15 protein-coding genes are annotated in these 13,369 nt (G+C 70.9%); 13 read left to right on the forward strand and 2 right to left on the reverse strand.

Annotated features, from left to right (window positions below; genetic code table 11):
- Positions 1 to 26: 26 nt before the first annotated feature.
- Positions 27 to 1,019 carry a DUF5667 domain-containing protein gene (locus tag ND450_RS34870; RefSeq protein WP_253322525.1) on the reverse strand — a complete coding sequence of 331 codons (993 nt, stop codon included), beginning with the start codon at positions 1,017 to 1,019 and terminating at the stop codon, positions 27 to 29.
- A 138-nt stretch (positions 1,020 to 1,157) separates the two neighbouring features.
- Positions 1,158 to 1,730 (reverse strand): sigma-70 family RNA polymerase sigma factor, encoded by a 573-nt coding sequence (locus ND450_RS34875; RefSeq protein ID WP_253322526.1) that lies wholly within the window; start codon positions 1,728 to 1,730, stop codon positions 1,158 to 1,160.
- 211 nt (positions 1,731 to 1,941) lie between these two features.
- Between ND450_RS34875 and ND450_RS34880 the strand changes: the two genes are divergently transcribed.
- The 13 genes from ND450_RS34880 to ND450_RS34940 all read left to right on the forward strand — a co-directional run bounded on the left by ND450_RS34880 (position 1,942) and on the right by ND450_RS34940 (position 13,367).
- On the forward strand, positions 1,942 to 3,417 hold the full coding sequence (locus ND450_RS34880) for an AMP-binding protein (protein WP_253322527.1): 1,476 nt from the start codon (positions 1,942 to 1,944) through the stop codon (positions 3,415 to 3,417).
- A gap of 4 nt (positions 3,418 to 3,421) precedes the next feature.
- A complete protein-coding gene (locus ND450_RS34885) occupies positions 3,422 to 3,658 on the forward strand; it encodes a glutaredoxin family protein (protein ID WP_253322528.1) in 237 nt (78 codons plus the stop codon).
- Positions 3,659 to 3,722: 64 nt separating this feature from the next.
- Complete coding sequence (locus tag ND450_RS34890) at positions 3,723 to 5,192, forward strand: molybdopterin-dependent oxidoreductase (protein WP_253322529.1); 1,470 nt, start codon at positions 3,723 to 3,725, stop codon at positions 5,190 to 5,192.
- A gap of 168 nt (positions 5,193 to 5,360) precedes the next feature.
- Positions 5,361 to 6,116 carry a redox-sensing transcriptional repressor Rex gene (locus ND450_RS34895; RefSeq protein WP_245786294.1) on the forward strand — a complete coding sequence of 252 codons (756 nt, stop codon included), beginning with the start codon at positions 5,361 to 5,363 and terminating at the stop codon, positions 6,114 to 6,116.
- Between the two features lie 37 nt (positions 6,117 to 6,153).
- Positions 6,154 to 7,467 (forward strand): glutamyl-tRNA reductase, encoded by a 1,314-nt coding sequence (locus ND450_RS34900; RefSeq protein ID WP_253322530.1) that lies wholly within the window; start codon positions 6,154 to 6,156, stop codon positions 7,465 to 7,467.
- A complete protein-coding gene (hemC, locus tag ND450_RS34905) occupies positions 7,464 to 8,399 on the forward strand; it encodes a hydroxymethylbilane synthase (protein WP_253322531.1) in 936 nt (311 codons plus the stop codon). Before ND450_RS34900 ends, hemC begins: the two co-directional genes overlap by 4 nt.
- Before the next feature lie 18 nt (positions 8,400 to 8,417).
- Positions 8,418 to 9,950, forward strand: a complete 1,533-nt coding sequence (locus ND450_RS34910; RefSeq protein WP_089919018.1) for a bifunctional uroporphyrinogen-III C-methyltransferase/uroporphyrinogen-III synthase — start codon at positions 8,418 to 8,420, stop codon at positions 9,948 to 9,950.
- A 78-nt stretch (positions 9,951 to 10,028) separates the two neighbouring features.
- Positions 10,029 to 11,003, forward strand: a complete 975-nt coding sequence (gene hemB / locus ND450_RS34915) for a porphobilinogen synthase (protein WP_253322532.1) — start codon at positions 10,029 to 10,031, stop codon at positions 11,001 to 11,003.
- Positions 10,988 to 11,497: a hypothetical protein gene (locus ND450_RS34920; RefSeq protein ID WP_253322533.1), complete on the forward strand. Its 510-nt coding sequence runs from the start codon at positions 10,988 to 10,990 to the stop codon at positions 11,495 to 11,497. The genes hemB and ND450_RS34920 overlap by 16 nt, the downstream gene beginning before the upstream one ends.
- Before the next feature lie 10 nt (positions 11,498 to 11,507).
- Entirely contained in the window at positions 11,508 to 11,951 is a 444-nt protein-coding gene (locus ND450_RS34925; protein WP_253322534.1) for a hypothetical protein, read from the forward strand.
- Positions 11,948 to 12,352 (forward strand): hypothetical protein, encoded by a 405-nt coding sequence (locus ND450_RS34930; protein WP_089919025.1) that lies wholly within the window; start codon positions 11,948 to 11,950, stop codon positions 12,350 to 12,352. The genes ND450_RS34925 and ND450_RS34930 overlap by 4 nt, the downstream gene beginning before the upstream one ends.
- Entirely contained in the window at positions 12,349 to 12,948 is a 600-nt protein-coding gene (locus ND450_RS34935; RefSeq protein ID WP_253322535.1) for a hypothetical protein, read from the forward strand. Before ND450_RS34930 ends, ND450_RS34935 begins: the two co-directional genes overlap by 4 nt.
- Positions 12,948 to 13,367, forward strand: coding sequence for a DUF3093 family protein (locus tag ND450_RS34940; RefSeq protein WP_253322536.1), 420 nt, complete (start codon positions 12,948 to 12,950; stop codon positions 13,365 to 13,367). Before ND450_RS34935 ends, ND450_RS34940 begins: the two co-directional genes overlap by 1 nt.
- Positions 13,368 to 13,369: the final 2 nt, after the last annotated feature.

Here is a 13,369-nt window from a genome sequence, read left to right on the forward strand (position 1 = left end):
ATCCGGTTCGCCGGAAACCGCCCGACTCAGCCGAAGCTGATGCCGGGCAGCAGCGGGAGCGAGATGCTCGGCAGCGGGAGGGGCAGCGGGATCGTGATCTCCGGCCTGCTCGTCGAGGGCTGGGGGGAGGTGCCCGGCTTCGACGTCGGCGCGGCCGAGGAACCCGGTGCGACCGACTGGGTGGGCTGCACCGGCGGGTCCGCCGAACCGGACGGGACCGGCACGCCCGACCGGGTGGGCGCCACCGAGGACGGCCTGCTGCCCGGTGACTTGCTCGGGTCCGTGACGGCCGGGACGCAGTCGTCCTTGGCCGGCAGTGGGCCGAGCGTGTCCGAGGAACCGCTGGTCACGACGTTGCAGCCGGCGCGGGCGGCCAGGTCGTGGGCGCGCTGGGCGATGCTCGCCAGCAGCCACATCGTGGTCTCGGCGTGGGCGCGCGCGTCGTCGGGCAGGCGGGGCCTCAGGGTGCCGAGCTTCTCGTACTGCCCGAGCGCCCAGTCGCGGAGGTCCGGCAGCGCGGCCTTGTCGGAGGTCGTCGCGTACGCGGTGAGCTGGCGGGAGCCCTCCACCGCGTCGGCGTCGAGGTCGGTGAGGGCCGTGAGCTGCGCGGACGAGGCGGAGGACCGGTCGGCCAGTGTCTCCATCTCGGTGACGCGGGAGGCGGCGAACTCGAGGTGCTTGAGGGCGCGGTCCTGGTCGTCGAACGTCAGGCCGAGCGAGGCGCTTTCGGTGGTGCGCTTGACGCCGTAGAGCGGGTCTCCCGGGAGCGCGTCACGGCTGAGCAGCACGCTCATACCGGTGAGGGACAACAGCAAGCAGAGGACCGCGGCTGCCGCGACCGCCACCCGCCCGCGCGCTCCCACGCGTCTTACCGACGGGAGCACCAGTGGCTTCTCCGGCGGCGGCGCGGTGAGGATGCGCTGTTTCATCCGTTCGCGTGTATCGGCGTCCGGGCCGACGTCCATCCTCCGGAGGAGTTCGACGATCGCGAGGTCCTCAGCGAGGTCGTCGTTCCCCACCGGCTGTGGGCCGCCTTCAACGGCACGGGCGAATCGCTCGTGCTCCGTCTGCCGCCACCGCGGTGTTCTTCCCTTGCCGTCCATCTCAGCCCGAGTAACGAAGTTGATCTGCTTTGGGTTACGCCCCTGCGATCGCGATCACCGCAACCAGGACGGGAGGATCTGTGCGAGCCGTCGCACGGCCCGGTGTTGCAACGCCTTCACGGCGCCCTCGTTGCGGTCCATGAGCTGCGCGACCTCGGACACCGACTTGCCCTCGATGAACCTCAGCGTGATGCACTCGCGCTGGTCGTCACCCAACTGGGAAACGCACCGGAGCAGCTCCGCGTTGGTCGCCTCGGTCATGACCTCCTGCTCCGGACCGCTCGTCTCCTCGCGGTTGTCCTGCAGCTCGGCGGTCGTGACCTCGAGCCGGTAGCGGCTCGACTTCACGTGGTCGAACACGATGTTGCGGGCGATCGTGACGAACCACGCGCCCACGTCGCGGCCCTGGTAGCTGACCGACCCGATGCTCCGCAGCGCGCGCAGGAACGTCTCGCTGGTGACGTCTTCGGCGAACGCGCGATCGCCGCCCACCCGGAAGAGGACGTAGCGGAACACCATGTCGACGTACTTGTCGTACAGCACTCCGAACGCCCCGGTGTCACCCTGCTGGGCGGCCTTGACGAGCTGCCACGGCTCGTCGGCGTCGTCGTGCTGACCCCCCGTCATGGTCCGGGTGGTCCTGATCGTGTTCGGTCGTGCCCGCGCGGTCATCGGCTCGCGGCACCTCCACAGAGTCGCCGTGGCGGCAGCATACGTGTTGTTACTCCGTAGTAGGTAGCGGACGGGCTTGCTGTGTGGAGACGTGTGAACCGCGGCTTCATGACGCTCGTCACGCGTGGAAGACTGCTCGAAGCGTCCAGTTGTTCATGAGGAGGCCATGTTGACTTCCGCTCGCAATGTCTCAGATCTGGTCCGCGCCTCGGCACAGCGGGGACCGGGCCACGCCGCCTTGGTCGACGTGGCGAGCGGAAAGAGCCTCACGTGGGAGACCATCGACGGCGCGGTCGATGCTTTCGCCCGCCATTTGGCCGATTCAGGACTCGAATCGGGCGACCGGGTGGCGGTACGGCTGCCCACGAGCCCCGAGTTCGTGGTCGCCGTGTTCGGGATTCTCCGCGCGGGTGGCGTCGTCGTCCCCACCGGCCCCGGCATCCCGCCGCGTGAGCTCCAGCGCATCCTCGCCGACTCCGGCGCCGCGCTGCTCGTGGGCGATGGCGAGGGTTCCGACGCCACGGTGGTCGACGTCCCCGACGTCGAGGCCACCGCCGAGCCGTTCGAGGCCGTCCGCGGGGGCGAGGACCTGGCCGTCCTCGGCTACACCTCGGGCACGTCCGGCGTGCCGCGCGGCGCGATGCTGTCCCACCGCGCGCTGATCGCGAACGTCACCCAGTGCGCCTCGCTGCGCCCCGCCCCCGTGACGGCGGGCGACAGGGTGCTGCTCGCGCTGCCGCTGTTCCACGTCTACGGCCTCGGCCCCGGCCTGCTGCAGGTCGCGGGCGCGGGCGCCACGGCGGTCCTGCTCGAGCGCTTCGACCCGTCGCACGCCCTGGACGTCATCGAGCAGCACCGCGTCACCACGATGGTCGGCGTGCCGCCCATGTACCGGGCGCTGCTCGCCCACCCCGTCGAGGTGCTGCGCGAGAAGCTCGCCACGGTCCGCCTGCTCACCTCGGGCGCGGCGCCGTTGCCCGCGGGCGTCATCGCGGAGATGAAGGGCGCGATCGGCATCCCGGTCTACGAGGGCTACGGCCTCACCGAGACGGGCCCCGTGCTGACGTCCACGCTGGTCGGCGGCACCCCGAAGCCGGGCTCGGTGGGCCAGGCGCTGCCGGGCGTCGAGATCCGCCTGGTCGACACCGACGGCTCCGTGCTCGACATCGACGAGGACGAGCCCGGCACCGGCCTGGTGTCCGCGCGCGGCGCGAACCTGTTCAGCGGCTACTGGCCCGACGGCGCCCACGGCCCGGACGCCTCCGGCTGGTTCCGCACGGGCGACGTCGGCTTCATCGACGCCGACGGCGACCTGCACCTGGTCGACCGCGCGGGCGACCTGATCATCGTCAACGGCTTCAACGTCTACCCGCACGAGGTCGAGCAGGTCGTCGGTGAACTGGACGGGGTGCTGGAGGCCGCGGCCGTCGGCGTGCCCGACGAGAGGACCGGCGAGTCGGTGAAGGTCGTGATCGTCCTGCGCGACGGCCAGGAGCTGACCGGCGACGAGGTCGTCGCCCACTGCACCGCCCGCCTGGCCAAGTTCAAGGTGCCGACCTCGGTGGAGTTCGCCCCGGCCCTGCCGCACTCGCCGACCGGCAAGCTGGCGCGCGCGGTGCTGCGCAAGCCCCTGGGAGCATGAGGGCATGTCCCACCACGTGACGTTGATGAGCCGGGTGTCGTGCCACGCCTGCGAGGAAGCCGCCGTCGAGATCGAGCGGATCTGCGCGGAGGTGGGTGCCACCTGGTCCGTCGAGGACGTCGACAGCGACCCGGAGCTGCGGGCCGAGTACGGCGACCGGGTGCCCGTGTTCCTGGTGGACGGGGCCGAGCACGGGTACTGGAAGGTGGAGGAGGACCGCCTGCGGGCGGCCCTCGCCTGAAAGTTGATTACCGGCCCCTTACGACTTCGGCGAACCACCGCCCCACTGGTGTCGAATTAGAGCCATGAAGCCCGCCAAGGCCGCCCTCACCGGACTGCTCGCCCTAGTCGCAGCCCTCGCGGCCGGGCACCTGGTGGCGGCCTTCGTCGGCCTGAGCGCCTCCCCGTACCTGGCCGTGGGCAACGCGTTCATCGACATCACCCCGTCCTGGCTGAAGGACTTCGCCGTCGAGACGTTCGGCACCGCCGACAAGCTCGTGCTGCTCCTCGGCATGGCGGTCGTCCTCGCGGGCATCGCCGTGGGCGCGGGCCTGGCCAGCCGGAACAACCCGGGGCCGGGCACGCTGGTCGTCGTGCTGCTCGGGTTCGTGGGCGTCATCGCCGTCGTGACCAGGCCCGACGTCGGTCAGCTCGCCCTGCTCGCCCCCGTGGCCAGCACCGCCGCGGGCGCCTACGTGTTCCGCTACCTGCACAAAGAAGCCCAGGACAGCGAGAGCAGGCGCGGGTTCCTGATCACCGCCGGCCTGGCCGTCACGGCAGGTGTCGTGGGGCAGGTCTTCGGCGCGCGGACGGACGTCGAGGGCAGCAGGCAGGCCGTCGGCGACCTCACGCCCAAGACCAAGGCGCCGGAGATCCCGCTCGGCGCCGACTTCGTGCAGGACGGCACCCCGAGCTTCATCACCAGCGGCAAGGACTTCTACCGGATCGACACGGCGCTGAGCGTGCCGCGCATCCGGGCCGAGGAGTGGGCGCTGCGCGTGCACGGCATGGTCGAGCGACCGATGGTGCTCACCTTCGACGAGATCCGCCGGAGGGACCTGGTCGAGGAGACCGTCACGCTGACGTGCGTCTCCAACGAGGTCGGCGGGCCGTACATCTCCACCGGCAACTTCGTCGGCATCCGGATCGGCGACGTGCTGCGGGAGGCCGGCGTCAAGCAGGGCGCCGACCAGCTGTTCAGCACCAGCGACGACGGCTTCACGGCCGGCAGCCCGCTCGACCACGTCCTCGAGAACGGCCTGATCGCCATCGGCATGAACGGCGAGCCGCTGCCCGCCGAGCACGGGTTCCCGGCGCGGCTCGTGGTGCCCGGCCTCTACGGCTACGTGTCCGCGACCAAGTGGGTCACCGACCTCAACGTCACCACGTTCGCGAAGGACCAGGGCTACTGGATCCCGCGCGGCTGGGCGACGCGGGCGCCGATCAAGGCGTCCTCGCGCATCGACCGCCCGAAGCGCATGCAGAAGGTGCCGGGGAAGTCGGTCATCGCCGGAACGGCGTGGGCGCAGCCCAAGGGCGTGGCCAAGGTCGAGGTCCGCGTCGACGGCGGCCCGTGGCAGGAGGCCCAGCTCGGGGCCGACGTCAGCGACACCACCTGGCGCATGTGGCGGCTGGAGCTCGAGCTGTCCCGGGGCAGTCACACGGTCGAGTGCAGGGCCACCGACAAGTCCGGCCAGACGCAGGACCAGGCACGCCTGGACCCGGTTCCCGACGGTGCGACGGGATGGCATTCGGTCACCTTCACCGTCGAGTAGGCGCTCACCCCGTAGTGATCATGAACCGAGGAAGCGCTGGTCACGCCCTGTCACCGGGGCTGTGACACCCGATCACCGACTTTGTGCATGCGTTCACAAGCGGTACGGTGTGGGTATCACCAACGCCGCGGACTCCCTGCGGTGAAGCACACCCGGAGGTCGGAGAGCGTGGCAGCACAGCGGGGCGAAGGTGAGACGACCACCACCCCTGCGGAGCCTGCCGACAGGGAGCGCGCCCGTGCGATCCCCGAGGCGGCCGTGGCCCGGCTCGCCGTCTACCTCCGCGTCCTGTCCGGCATGGCCGACCAGGGCGTCACGGCGGTCTCCAGCGAGGAACTGAGCCAGGCGGCCGGCGTCAACGCGGCGAAGCTCCGCAAGGACCTGAGCTACATCGGCAGCTACGGCACGAGGGGCGTCGGGTACGACGTCGAGGTCCTCGTGAGCCACATAGAGCGCATCCTGGGCCTCACGCGCAACCACTCGGTGGCCGTCGTCGGCATCGGTAACCTTGGTCACGCTCTCGCGAACTACGGCGGCTTCCCCGGCCGCGGTTTCCCGGTCACCGCCCTCTTCGACGTGGACGCCGATCTCATCGGAATCCCTGTTGGGGGCATCCCCGTCAACCACATCGACGAGATCACCGCGATCTGCCTCGAGCGCGAGGTGTCGATCGGCGTCATCGCGACGCCGCCACCGGCCGCTCAGTCGGTTTGCGACCGTTTGGTATCTGCGGGCGTCCAGTGCATTCTTAATTTCGCACCGGTTGTCCTTCAGGTTCCAGACAACGTCGAGGTGCGCAAGGTTGACTTGGCGGTCGAGATGCAGATCCTGTCGTTCCACGTCGCTCGACGTGCGGACGAGGCTGCCAGCGTCTCGGTCGGCAACAACGGACTCGGTGTGGACGGGATGGTGATTCGCCCGTGAGCGTGAGCCAGGCGGCTCCGGCAGACGTGGTGAGTGCATGAGCGTGCTCGTAGTCGGTCTTTCGCACCGCACCGCCCCGGTCCCGGTCCTCGAACGCGTCACGGTGGCCGAGCCGAACCTCCCGAAGGTACTCGGCCAGCTGCTCGCCGCGCCCAGCGTCTCCGAGGCGATGGTCCTGTCGACCTGCAACAGGGTCGAGGTCTACGCCGTCGTCGAGTCGTTCCACGGCGGCATGTCCGAGGTCGTCGAGGTTCTCGCGCAGCACGCGCAGATCGAGCCCCAAGCCCTCTACGAGCACTTCTACGTGCACTACGCCGCCGCTGCCGTCGAGCACCTGTTCTCCGTCGCGGCCGGCCTCGACTCGATGGTCGTCGGCGAGTCCCAGATCCTCGGCCAGCTGCGCGGCGCGTACGCGGCGGCGGACGAGGCGGGCACCGTCGGCAAGACCGTCCACGAGCTCACCCAGAACGCGCTGCGCGTCGGCAAGCGCGTGCACGCCGAGACGGGCATCGACCACGCGGGCGCGTCGGTCGTGTCCGAGGCCCTCGGCGACGCGGAGGCCGAGCTGGGCACCCTCGTCGGCAAGCGCGCGCTGCTCGTCGGCGCCGGCGCCATGGGCGGCCTGGCCGCCGCCCACCTGCGCCGCGCGGGCATCGGCGAGGTCGTCATCGCGAACCGGACGCAGGCCAACGGTGTGCGTCTCGCCACGTCGCTGAAGGCCGAGGGCGTCCCCGCGACGGCCGTCGACCTGGGCGCGCTGGCCGTCGAGATCGACCTCGCGGACATCGTCTTCGCCTGCACCGGGTCGATCGGCCTGACCGTGCGCGCGGACATGATCAGCAAGCGTTCGCGGCCGCTGGTGATGTGCGACCTGGGCCTGCCCAAGGACGTCGACCCCGCGGCGGCCGAACTGCCGAACGTTCGTGTGGTGGACCTGGAAACGCTGCAGCGCCGTCTCTCCGACGCGCCCGCCGGCCAGGACGCCCGCCTCGCGGCCACGCTGGTGGCCGACGAGGTGAAGGCCTACCTCGCGGGCCAGCGGTCCGCCGAGGTCACGCCGACCGTCACGGCCCTGCGCAAGCGCGCGGCCGAGGTGGTCGACGCCGAACTGCTCCGTCTTGATTCGCGACTTCCCGAACTGGACGCCGCGACACGCGGTGAATTGGCCAAGACGGTGCGCCGCGTTGTAGACAAGCTCCTGCACACGCCGACCGTCAGGGTGAAGGAGCTCGCCTCCGCCCCTGGTGGTACCGGCTACGCGGAGGCTCTCCGCGAGCTGTTCGGGCTCGACCCCCAGACGCCTGGGGCAGTCAGTCAGACCAAGTCTTCAGTGGATGGTGAAACGCGGTGACCCGCACCCTACGGATGGGTACCCGAGGCAGCGCACTAGCGCTCGCGCAGACGGGGACCGTCGCCGAGGCGCTCAGGGCTGCCGGAGCCCAGGTCGAGATCGTCGTCATCAAGACGCCGGGCGACCTCTCCGACGCGCCGATCGCGCAGATCGGCATCGGTGTCTTCACGTCGGCCCTGCGCGACGCGCTGGCGGCCGGGGAGATCGACATCGCCGTCCACTCCTACAAGGACCTCCCGACCGCGCCGGACCCCCGTCTGGTGCTCGCGGCGGTGCCCCAGCGCGAGGACCCGCGCGACGCCCTGGTGGCGCGCGACGGCCTCACGCTCGGCGAGCTGCTGCCGGGGTCCACCGTGGGCACCGGGTCCCCGCGCCGTGCCGCGCAGCTGGAGGCCCTGGGCCTCGGGCTGAACATCGTTCCGTTGCGCGGCAACGTGGACACGCGGATCGGCAAGGTCCGCAGCGGTGAGCTCGACGCCGTGGTGCTGGCCCGTGCCGGCATCGCGCGCCTGGGTCGCGTCGCGGAGATCACCGAGACGCTGGAGCCCATCCAGATGCTTCCCGCACCCGCGCAGGGTGCGTTGGCAGTCGAGTGCCGGATCGACGACGTCGATGCCGAGCACCTGATCCAGTCCACTCTGGACGATTCGGCCAGCCGGGCCGCTGTGACCGCCGAGCGCGCCATGCTGGCCGCGCTCGAGGCGGGCTGCAGCGCGCCGGTCGGCGCGCTGGCCGATGTGGTGGAAGACCTCGACGACGAGGGCAAGGTCGTGTACCGACTTTCCCTGCGCGGGGTCGCAGCGACGCCGGAGAACGATCTCCTCCGCGCGTCCGCCACCGGTGACTTGACCGAAGCTGAGGAGCTTGGCCGGGCGCTGGCCGCCGAGTTGCTCGACCTCGGGGCCGCGGTTCTCAGCGGTCCAGAGGCGTAATCGATGGGGAGTGCCCTGATGACCCGCGCACGCAAGACCCCCGGACGCATCGCCTTCGTGGGCTCCGGCCCAGGCGACACCGGGCTGCTCACGGTCCGGGCCCACGACTTGCTCACCAGGGCTGAACTCGTGGTCACCGACCCGGACGTCCCCGCGGACGTCCTCGCGACCGTGGCCGAGGGAGTCGAGGTCCGCCCCGCTGTCGGCGAGGCCGCCGACGTGGCCAAGGACCTGGTGAACGAGGCGAAGAACGGTTCGACCGTCGTCCGCCTCGTCGCGGGTGACCCGCTGACGCTCGACGCGGTCGTGAAGGAGGCGCAGGCCGTCGCGAAGTCGACGATCCCGTTCGACGTCGTCCCCGGCGTGCCCTCCGGCACCGCGGTCCCCGCCTACGCGGGTGTCGCGCTCGGCGGTGTGCACACCGAGGTCGACGTCCGCGCGGTGACGGACTGGGCTGGCCTCGCGGCCTCGCCCGGCACGCTCGTGCTGCACGCGACGGGTTCGCACCTGGCCGAGGCCGCGTCGAACCTGGTCGAGAACGGCCTCGCGCCCCAGACGCCGGTCGCCGTGACCGCCGAGGGCACGGGCTTCCAGCAGCGCACCGTCGACACCACGCTGGCCGCCGTCGCGGCCGACGCCGGTGAGATGGGCGGCCCGCTGGTCGTCACCGTCGGTGCCGCCGCCGCCGCGCGTTCGAAGCTCTCCTGGTGGGAGTCGCGGGCGCTGTACGGCTGGCGCGTGCTGGTCCCGCGGACCAAGGAGCAGGCCGGCGCGATGTCCGAGCGCCTGCACTCGCACGGCGCGATCGCCGTCGAGGTGCCGACGATCTCGGTCGAGCCGCCCCGCAGCCCCGCGCAGATGGAGCGCTCGGTCAAGGGTCTCGTCGACGGCCGCTACCAGTGGGTCGTCTTCACCTCGACCAACGCCGTCCGCGCGGTGTGGGAGAAGTTCCGCGAGTTCGGCCTGGACGCCCGCGCGTTCTCCGGCGTGAAGATCGCCTGCGTCGGCGAGGCCACGGCCGCGAAGGTGCGCTCGTTCGGCATCATCCCCGAGCTCGTGCCGTCCGGTGAGCAGTCGTCCGAGGGTCTCCTCAACGACTTCCCGCCCTACGACGACATCCTCGACCCGGTCGACCGCGTGCTGCTGCCGCGGGCCGACATCGCCACCGAGACGCTGGCCGCGGGCCTGCGCGAGCGTGGCTGGGAGATCGACGACGTGACGGCGTACCGCACCGTGCGTGCGGCCCCGCCGCCCGCCGACACCCGCGAGATGATCAAGTCCGGCGGCTTCGACGCGGTGTGCTTCACCTCGTCGTCCACGGTCCGGAACCTGGTCGGCATCGCGGGCAAGCCGCACGCCCGCACGCTCGTCGCGTGCATCGGCCCGCAGACCGCCGAGACGGCGCGGGAGTTCGGCCTCCGGGTCGACGTGCAGCCCGAGGAGGCGAACGTGCCCGCGCTGGTCGACGCGCTGGCCGCCCACGCCGCCCGGTTGCGCGCCGAGGGAGCGCTGCCTCCTCCGCGCAAGACCAAGCGTCTGCGCAGGAGCTAGAACACGCTGAAGCCGTCGGGGCCACTCAAGAACTCTTTGGGTGGCCCCTTCGACTCTCTTCCGTCAGGGAGTCTCCAGATGTACCCACTGCACCGGCCGCGGCGTCTGCGCACGACGCCCGCCATGCGCCGCCTGGTCTCCGAGACCGAGGTGCGCCCCCGCCAGCTCGTGCTGCCCATGTTCGTCAAGGAAGGCCTCACCGAGCCGACCGAGATCAGCAGCATGCCCGGCGTCCTCCAGCACACGCGTGATTCGTTGCGCAAAGCCGCGGTCGAGGCCGTGCAGGCAGGGGTCGGCGGCATCATGCTGTTCGGCGTCCCGGCCGAGCGCGACGCCGTCGGGTCCGCGGGCACCGACCCGGACGGCGTGCTCAACGTCGCGCTGAACGACCTGCGCGCGGAGCTGGGTGACAGCACCGTCGTCATGTCGGACTGCTGCCTCGACGAGTTCACCGACCACGGCCACTGCGGCGTGCTCGCCGCCGACGGCACCGTGGACAACGACGCGACCCTGCAGGCCTACGGCGAACTGGCCGTGGCGCAGGCGCGCGCCGGTGCCCACGTCGTCGGCCCCAGCGGCATGATGGACGGCCAGATCGCGTTCATCCGCAACGCCTTGGACGCCGCCGGCTTCACCGACACCGGCATCCTCGCGTACGCCGTGAAGTACGCCTCGGCGTTCTACGGCCCGTTCCGCGACGCGGTCGAGTCGCAGCTCGCGGGTGACCGCAAGACCTACCAGCAGGACCCGGCCAACGCCCGCGAGGCGATGCGCGAGGTGCAGCTGGACCTCGCCGAGGGCGCGGACATGGTCATGGTCAAGCCCGCCCTGCTGTACCTGGACGTGCTCCGCGCGGTCGCCGAGGTCTCGGACGTTCCCGTTGCGGCGTACCAGATCTCGGGTGAGTACGCGATGATCGAGGCCGCCGCGCGCAACGGCTGGATCGACCGCGAGCGCTCGATCCTCGAGTCGCTCACGTCCATCCGCCGGGCCGGCGCGGACATCGTGCTCACCTACTGGGCAGTGGAAGCCGCCCGGTGGCTCGACAGGTAGAGGGTCCTCCGAAGCCGGTCGACGTCGCGCGCTGGTTGTGGATCGCCAGCGCGTGCGTCGGCATGCTGCGGTTCGTCGCGGAGCTCTTCGACCGCGAGATGCTCGTGGCCGAGGCCCGGAGGCAGAACCCCGGGCTGAGCCAGGACCAGATCGACGCGGGCGTGAACGGCGGTGTCCTCTTCGGACTCGTGATCGCCCTCGCCGTGCTGGTCGCGTACACGCGGCTGGCGAACGCGATGGCGCGCGGCCGCAACTGGGCGCGGATCGTGCTGACGGTGCTGGGTGGTGCGTCCGTCGCGTTCGGACTGTTCCGGCTCACCGCCTGGGCCAGTGGGGTGGCGGCGTCGCTCGGCGTGGAGATGCGGCCGGTCGACCTGGGCGTCACGGTCGTCACGACGGTGCTGGACGCGTCCGCGATCGTGCTGATGTACCGGGCGTCCGGGCACTTCGCGAAGAAGCGGGTCGCGGTGGACACCGACTTCCTGCGCACATAGGTTCGCGAGCGTGACGTCTCCGAAGGAATCGGGCATCCCGCGCACGATCGTCGCGGGCTACTGGCTGGTCGTGGCGGGTGCCGCCCTCTGGGTGCTCGCTGCGGTGTACCAGTTCTCCCTCAGGCAGGACCTGATCGACGCCGTGCGGAGCAGCACGAACGATCCGGCACTGACCCAGGAGATGATCGAGTCGTCGGTGACGGTGACGCTGGTCGTCGTGCTGGCGATCTCGGTCCTGCTCGCCGGCCTCGCCGTGTGGTTCGCCGGCAAGGTGAAGGCGGGCCTGAAGAAGAGCCGCACCGGCCTCATGATCACGGTGCTGCTCAACCTCTTCTTCCAGATGCTCGGCAACGGCTGGGCGCTCACCCCGGCGTTGATCGCCATGTCGGGCCTGGTGCTGTTCTACTTCCGGCAGTCGACCGACTACCTGACCGAGCGCGAGCAGCTGGCGTGAAGGAGCAGGACAGGCCCCGGGCCGTGCGCATCGCGGTCGGGTTGTGGCTCGCGACCGCCGTGTTCGTGCTGTTCACCACGGTCGGGCTCTGGTTCCAGCGCGGTGAGGTGCAGCGGCTGACGGACTGGACGTCCGGGCAGGTCACGAGCTTCCTCGCCACGCTGACCGGGGTCGCGCTGGTGTTCGTGGTGGCCTACGCGGTGCTGACGCGGCTGTTCCTGAAGCGGAAGAACTGGGCGCGGATCACGCTGTCGTTCGTCGCGATCGCGCACATGGTGTGGATCCTGTTCGTCGGCATCAGCGCGTCGAACTTGGTCACGTTGCTGCTCATCTGCGCCGCAATCGTCTTCACTTGGCAGGCGAGTACGGCACAGTGGCTCGCGGAGGTGCGTGAGCCGTGACCCATCCGCAGGACCCGTGGCAGAACCCCGCCGGCGACGTGCAGTGGCAGAACCCCGCCGGCGGCTATCCCGGCGGCCAGTACCAGGTGAACCACGTCGGCCAGGGCGGCTTCGGGATGACGCCGCTCGCGCCCGTGCTGCCGCAGGAGATGGCGCCGCCGCGACCGCCGACGATCACGGCCGCCCTGTGGATCTGGATCGCGGGAGCGGTGCTGTCCGTCGCCGTGGTCCCCGTGCTGTTGCTGGTCAACGCCGACTACCTGATCGCGGGGGACCGCACCATCACGGAGGAGAGCAGACGGGCCGGTGAGCTCGGGCTGCGGACCATCGCCGTGTTCGCGGGCTTCGGCATGCTCGTGGCGGCCGCGCCGTACATCGCGTTCGCGGTCGTGCTGCGCAACGGCCACAACTGGGCGCGCATCCTGCTGACCATCCTCGGGGCGCTCGGGGTCCTGGCGATGATCGTGACGCTGACGCTCGAGCTCCAGCTCCCGGTGTGGCAGCCGGGCGCGGCGATCTGCGTCGTCGTGATCGGGCTGACGGTCGCGGCCGTGGTGCTGCAGTTCCTGCCCGCCTCGAACAGGTACGTCCGCTAGTGCTCTACCGGGAGTCCGGCAGCAGCTGGTGGCCGTTGCTGTGGGGGCCCGCGTTCGCCGTCTTCGGGTACCTCGTCGAGCTCGTCACCGGGCCCGCGTCCGCGGCGCTGTGGACCATCGTAGGCCTCGTGCTGACGCTCTGCGCGGTGGTGTGGGTGAACCTGCGGGTGAAGACCGGCAGCGTCGAACTGACGGCCGAGGACGCCCGGTTCGGGCGGGAGAAGCTGCCCGTGGCGATGATCGAGGCGTTCACCGACGTCGGCGCGCCCACCGGAGCCAAGGTGCTCGGGGGCGGCTGGTCGGTGCCCAAGGGGACGACTGCGGTGCCGCTGCGGCTGGTCGACGGCACGGTGGTGCTCGGCTGGGCGCGTGATCCGGAAGCCTTGCTCGCGGCGCTGCGGCGGGTCGTGAGAAGGTGAGC

Origin of the sequence: Lentzea sp. HUAS12 (assembly GCF_024125735.1) — a bacterium.
Lineage (GTDB): Bacteria > Actinomycetota > Actinomycetes > Mycobacteriales > Pseudonocardiaceae > Lentzea > Lentzea albida.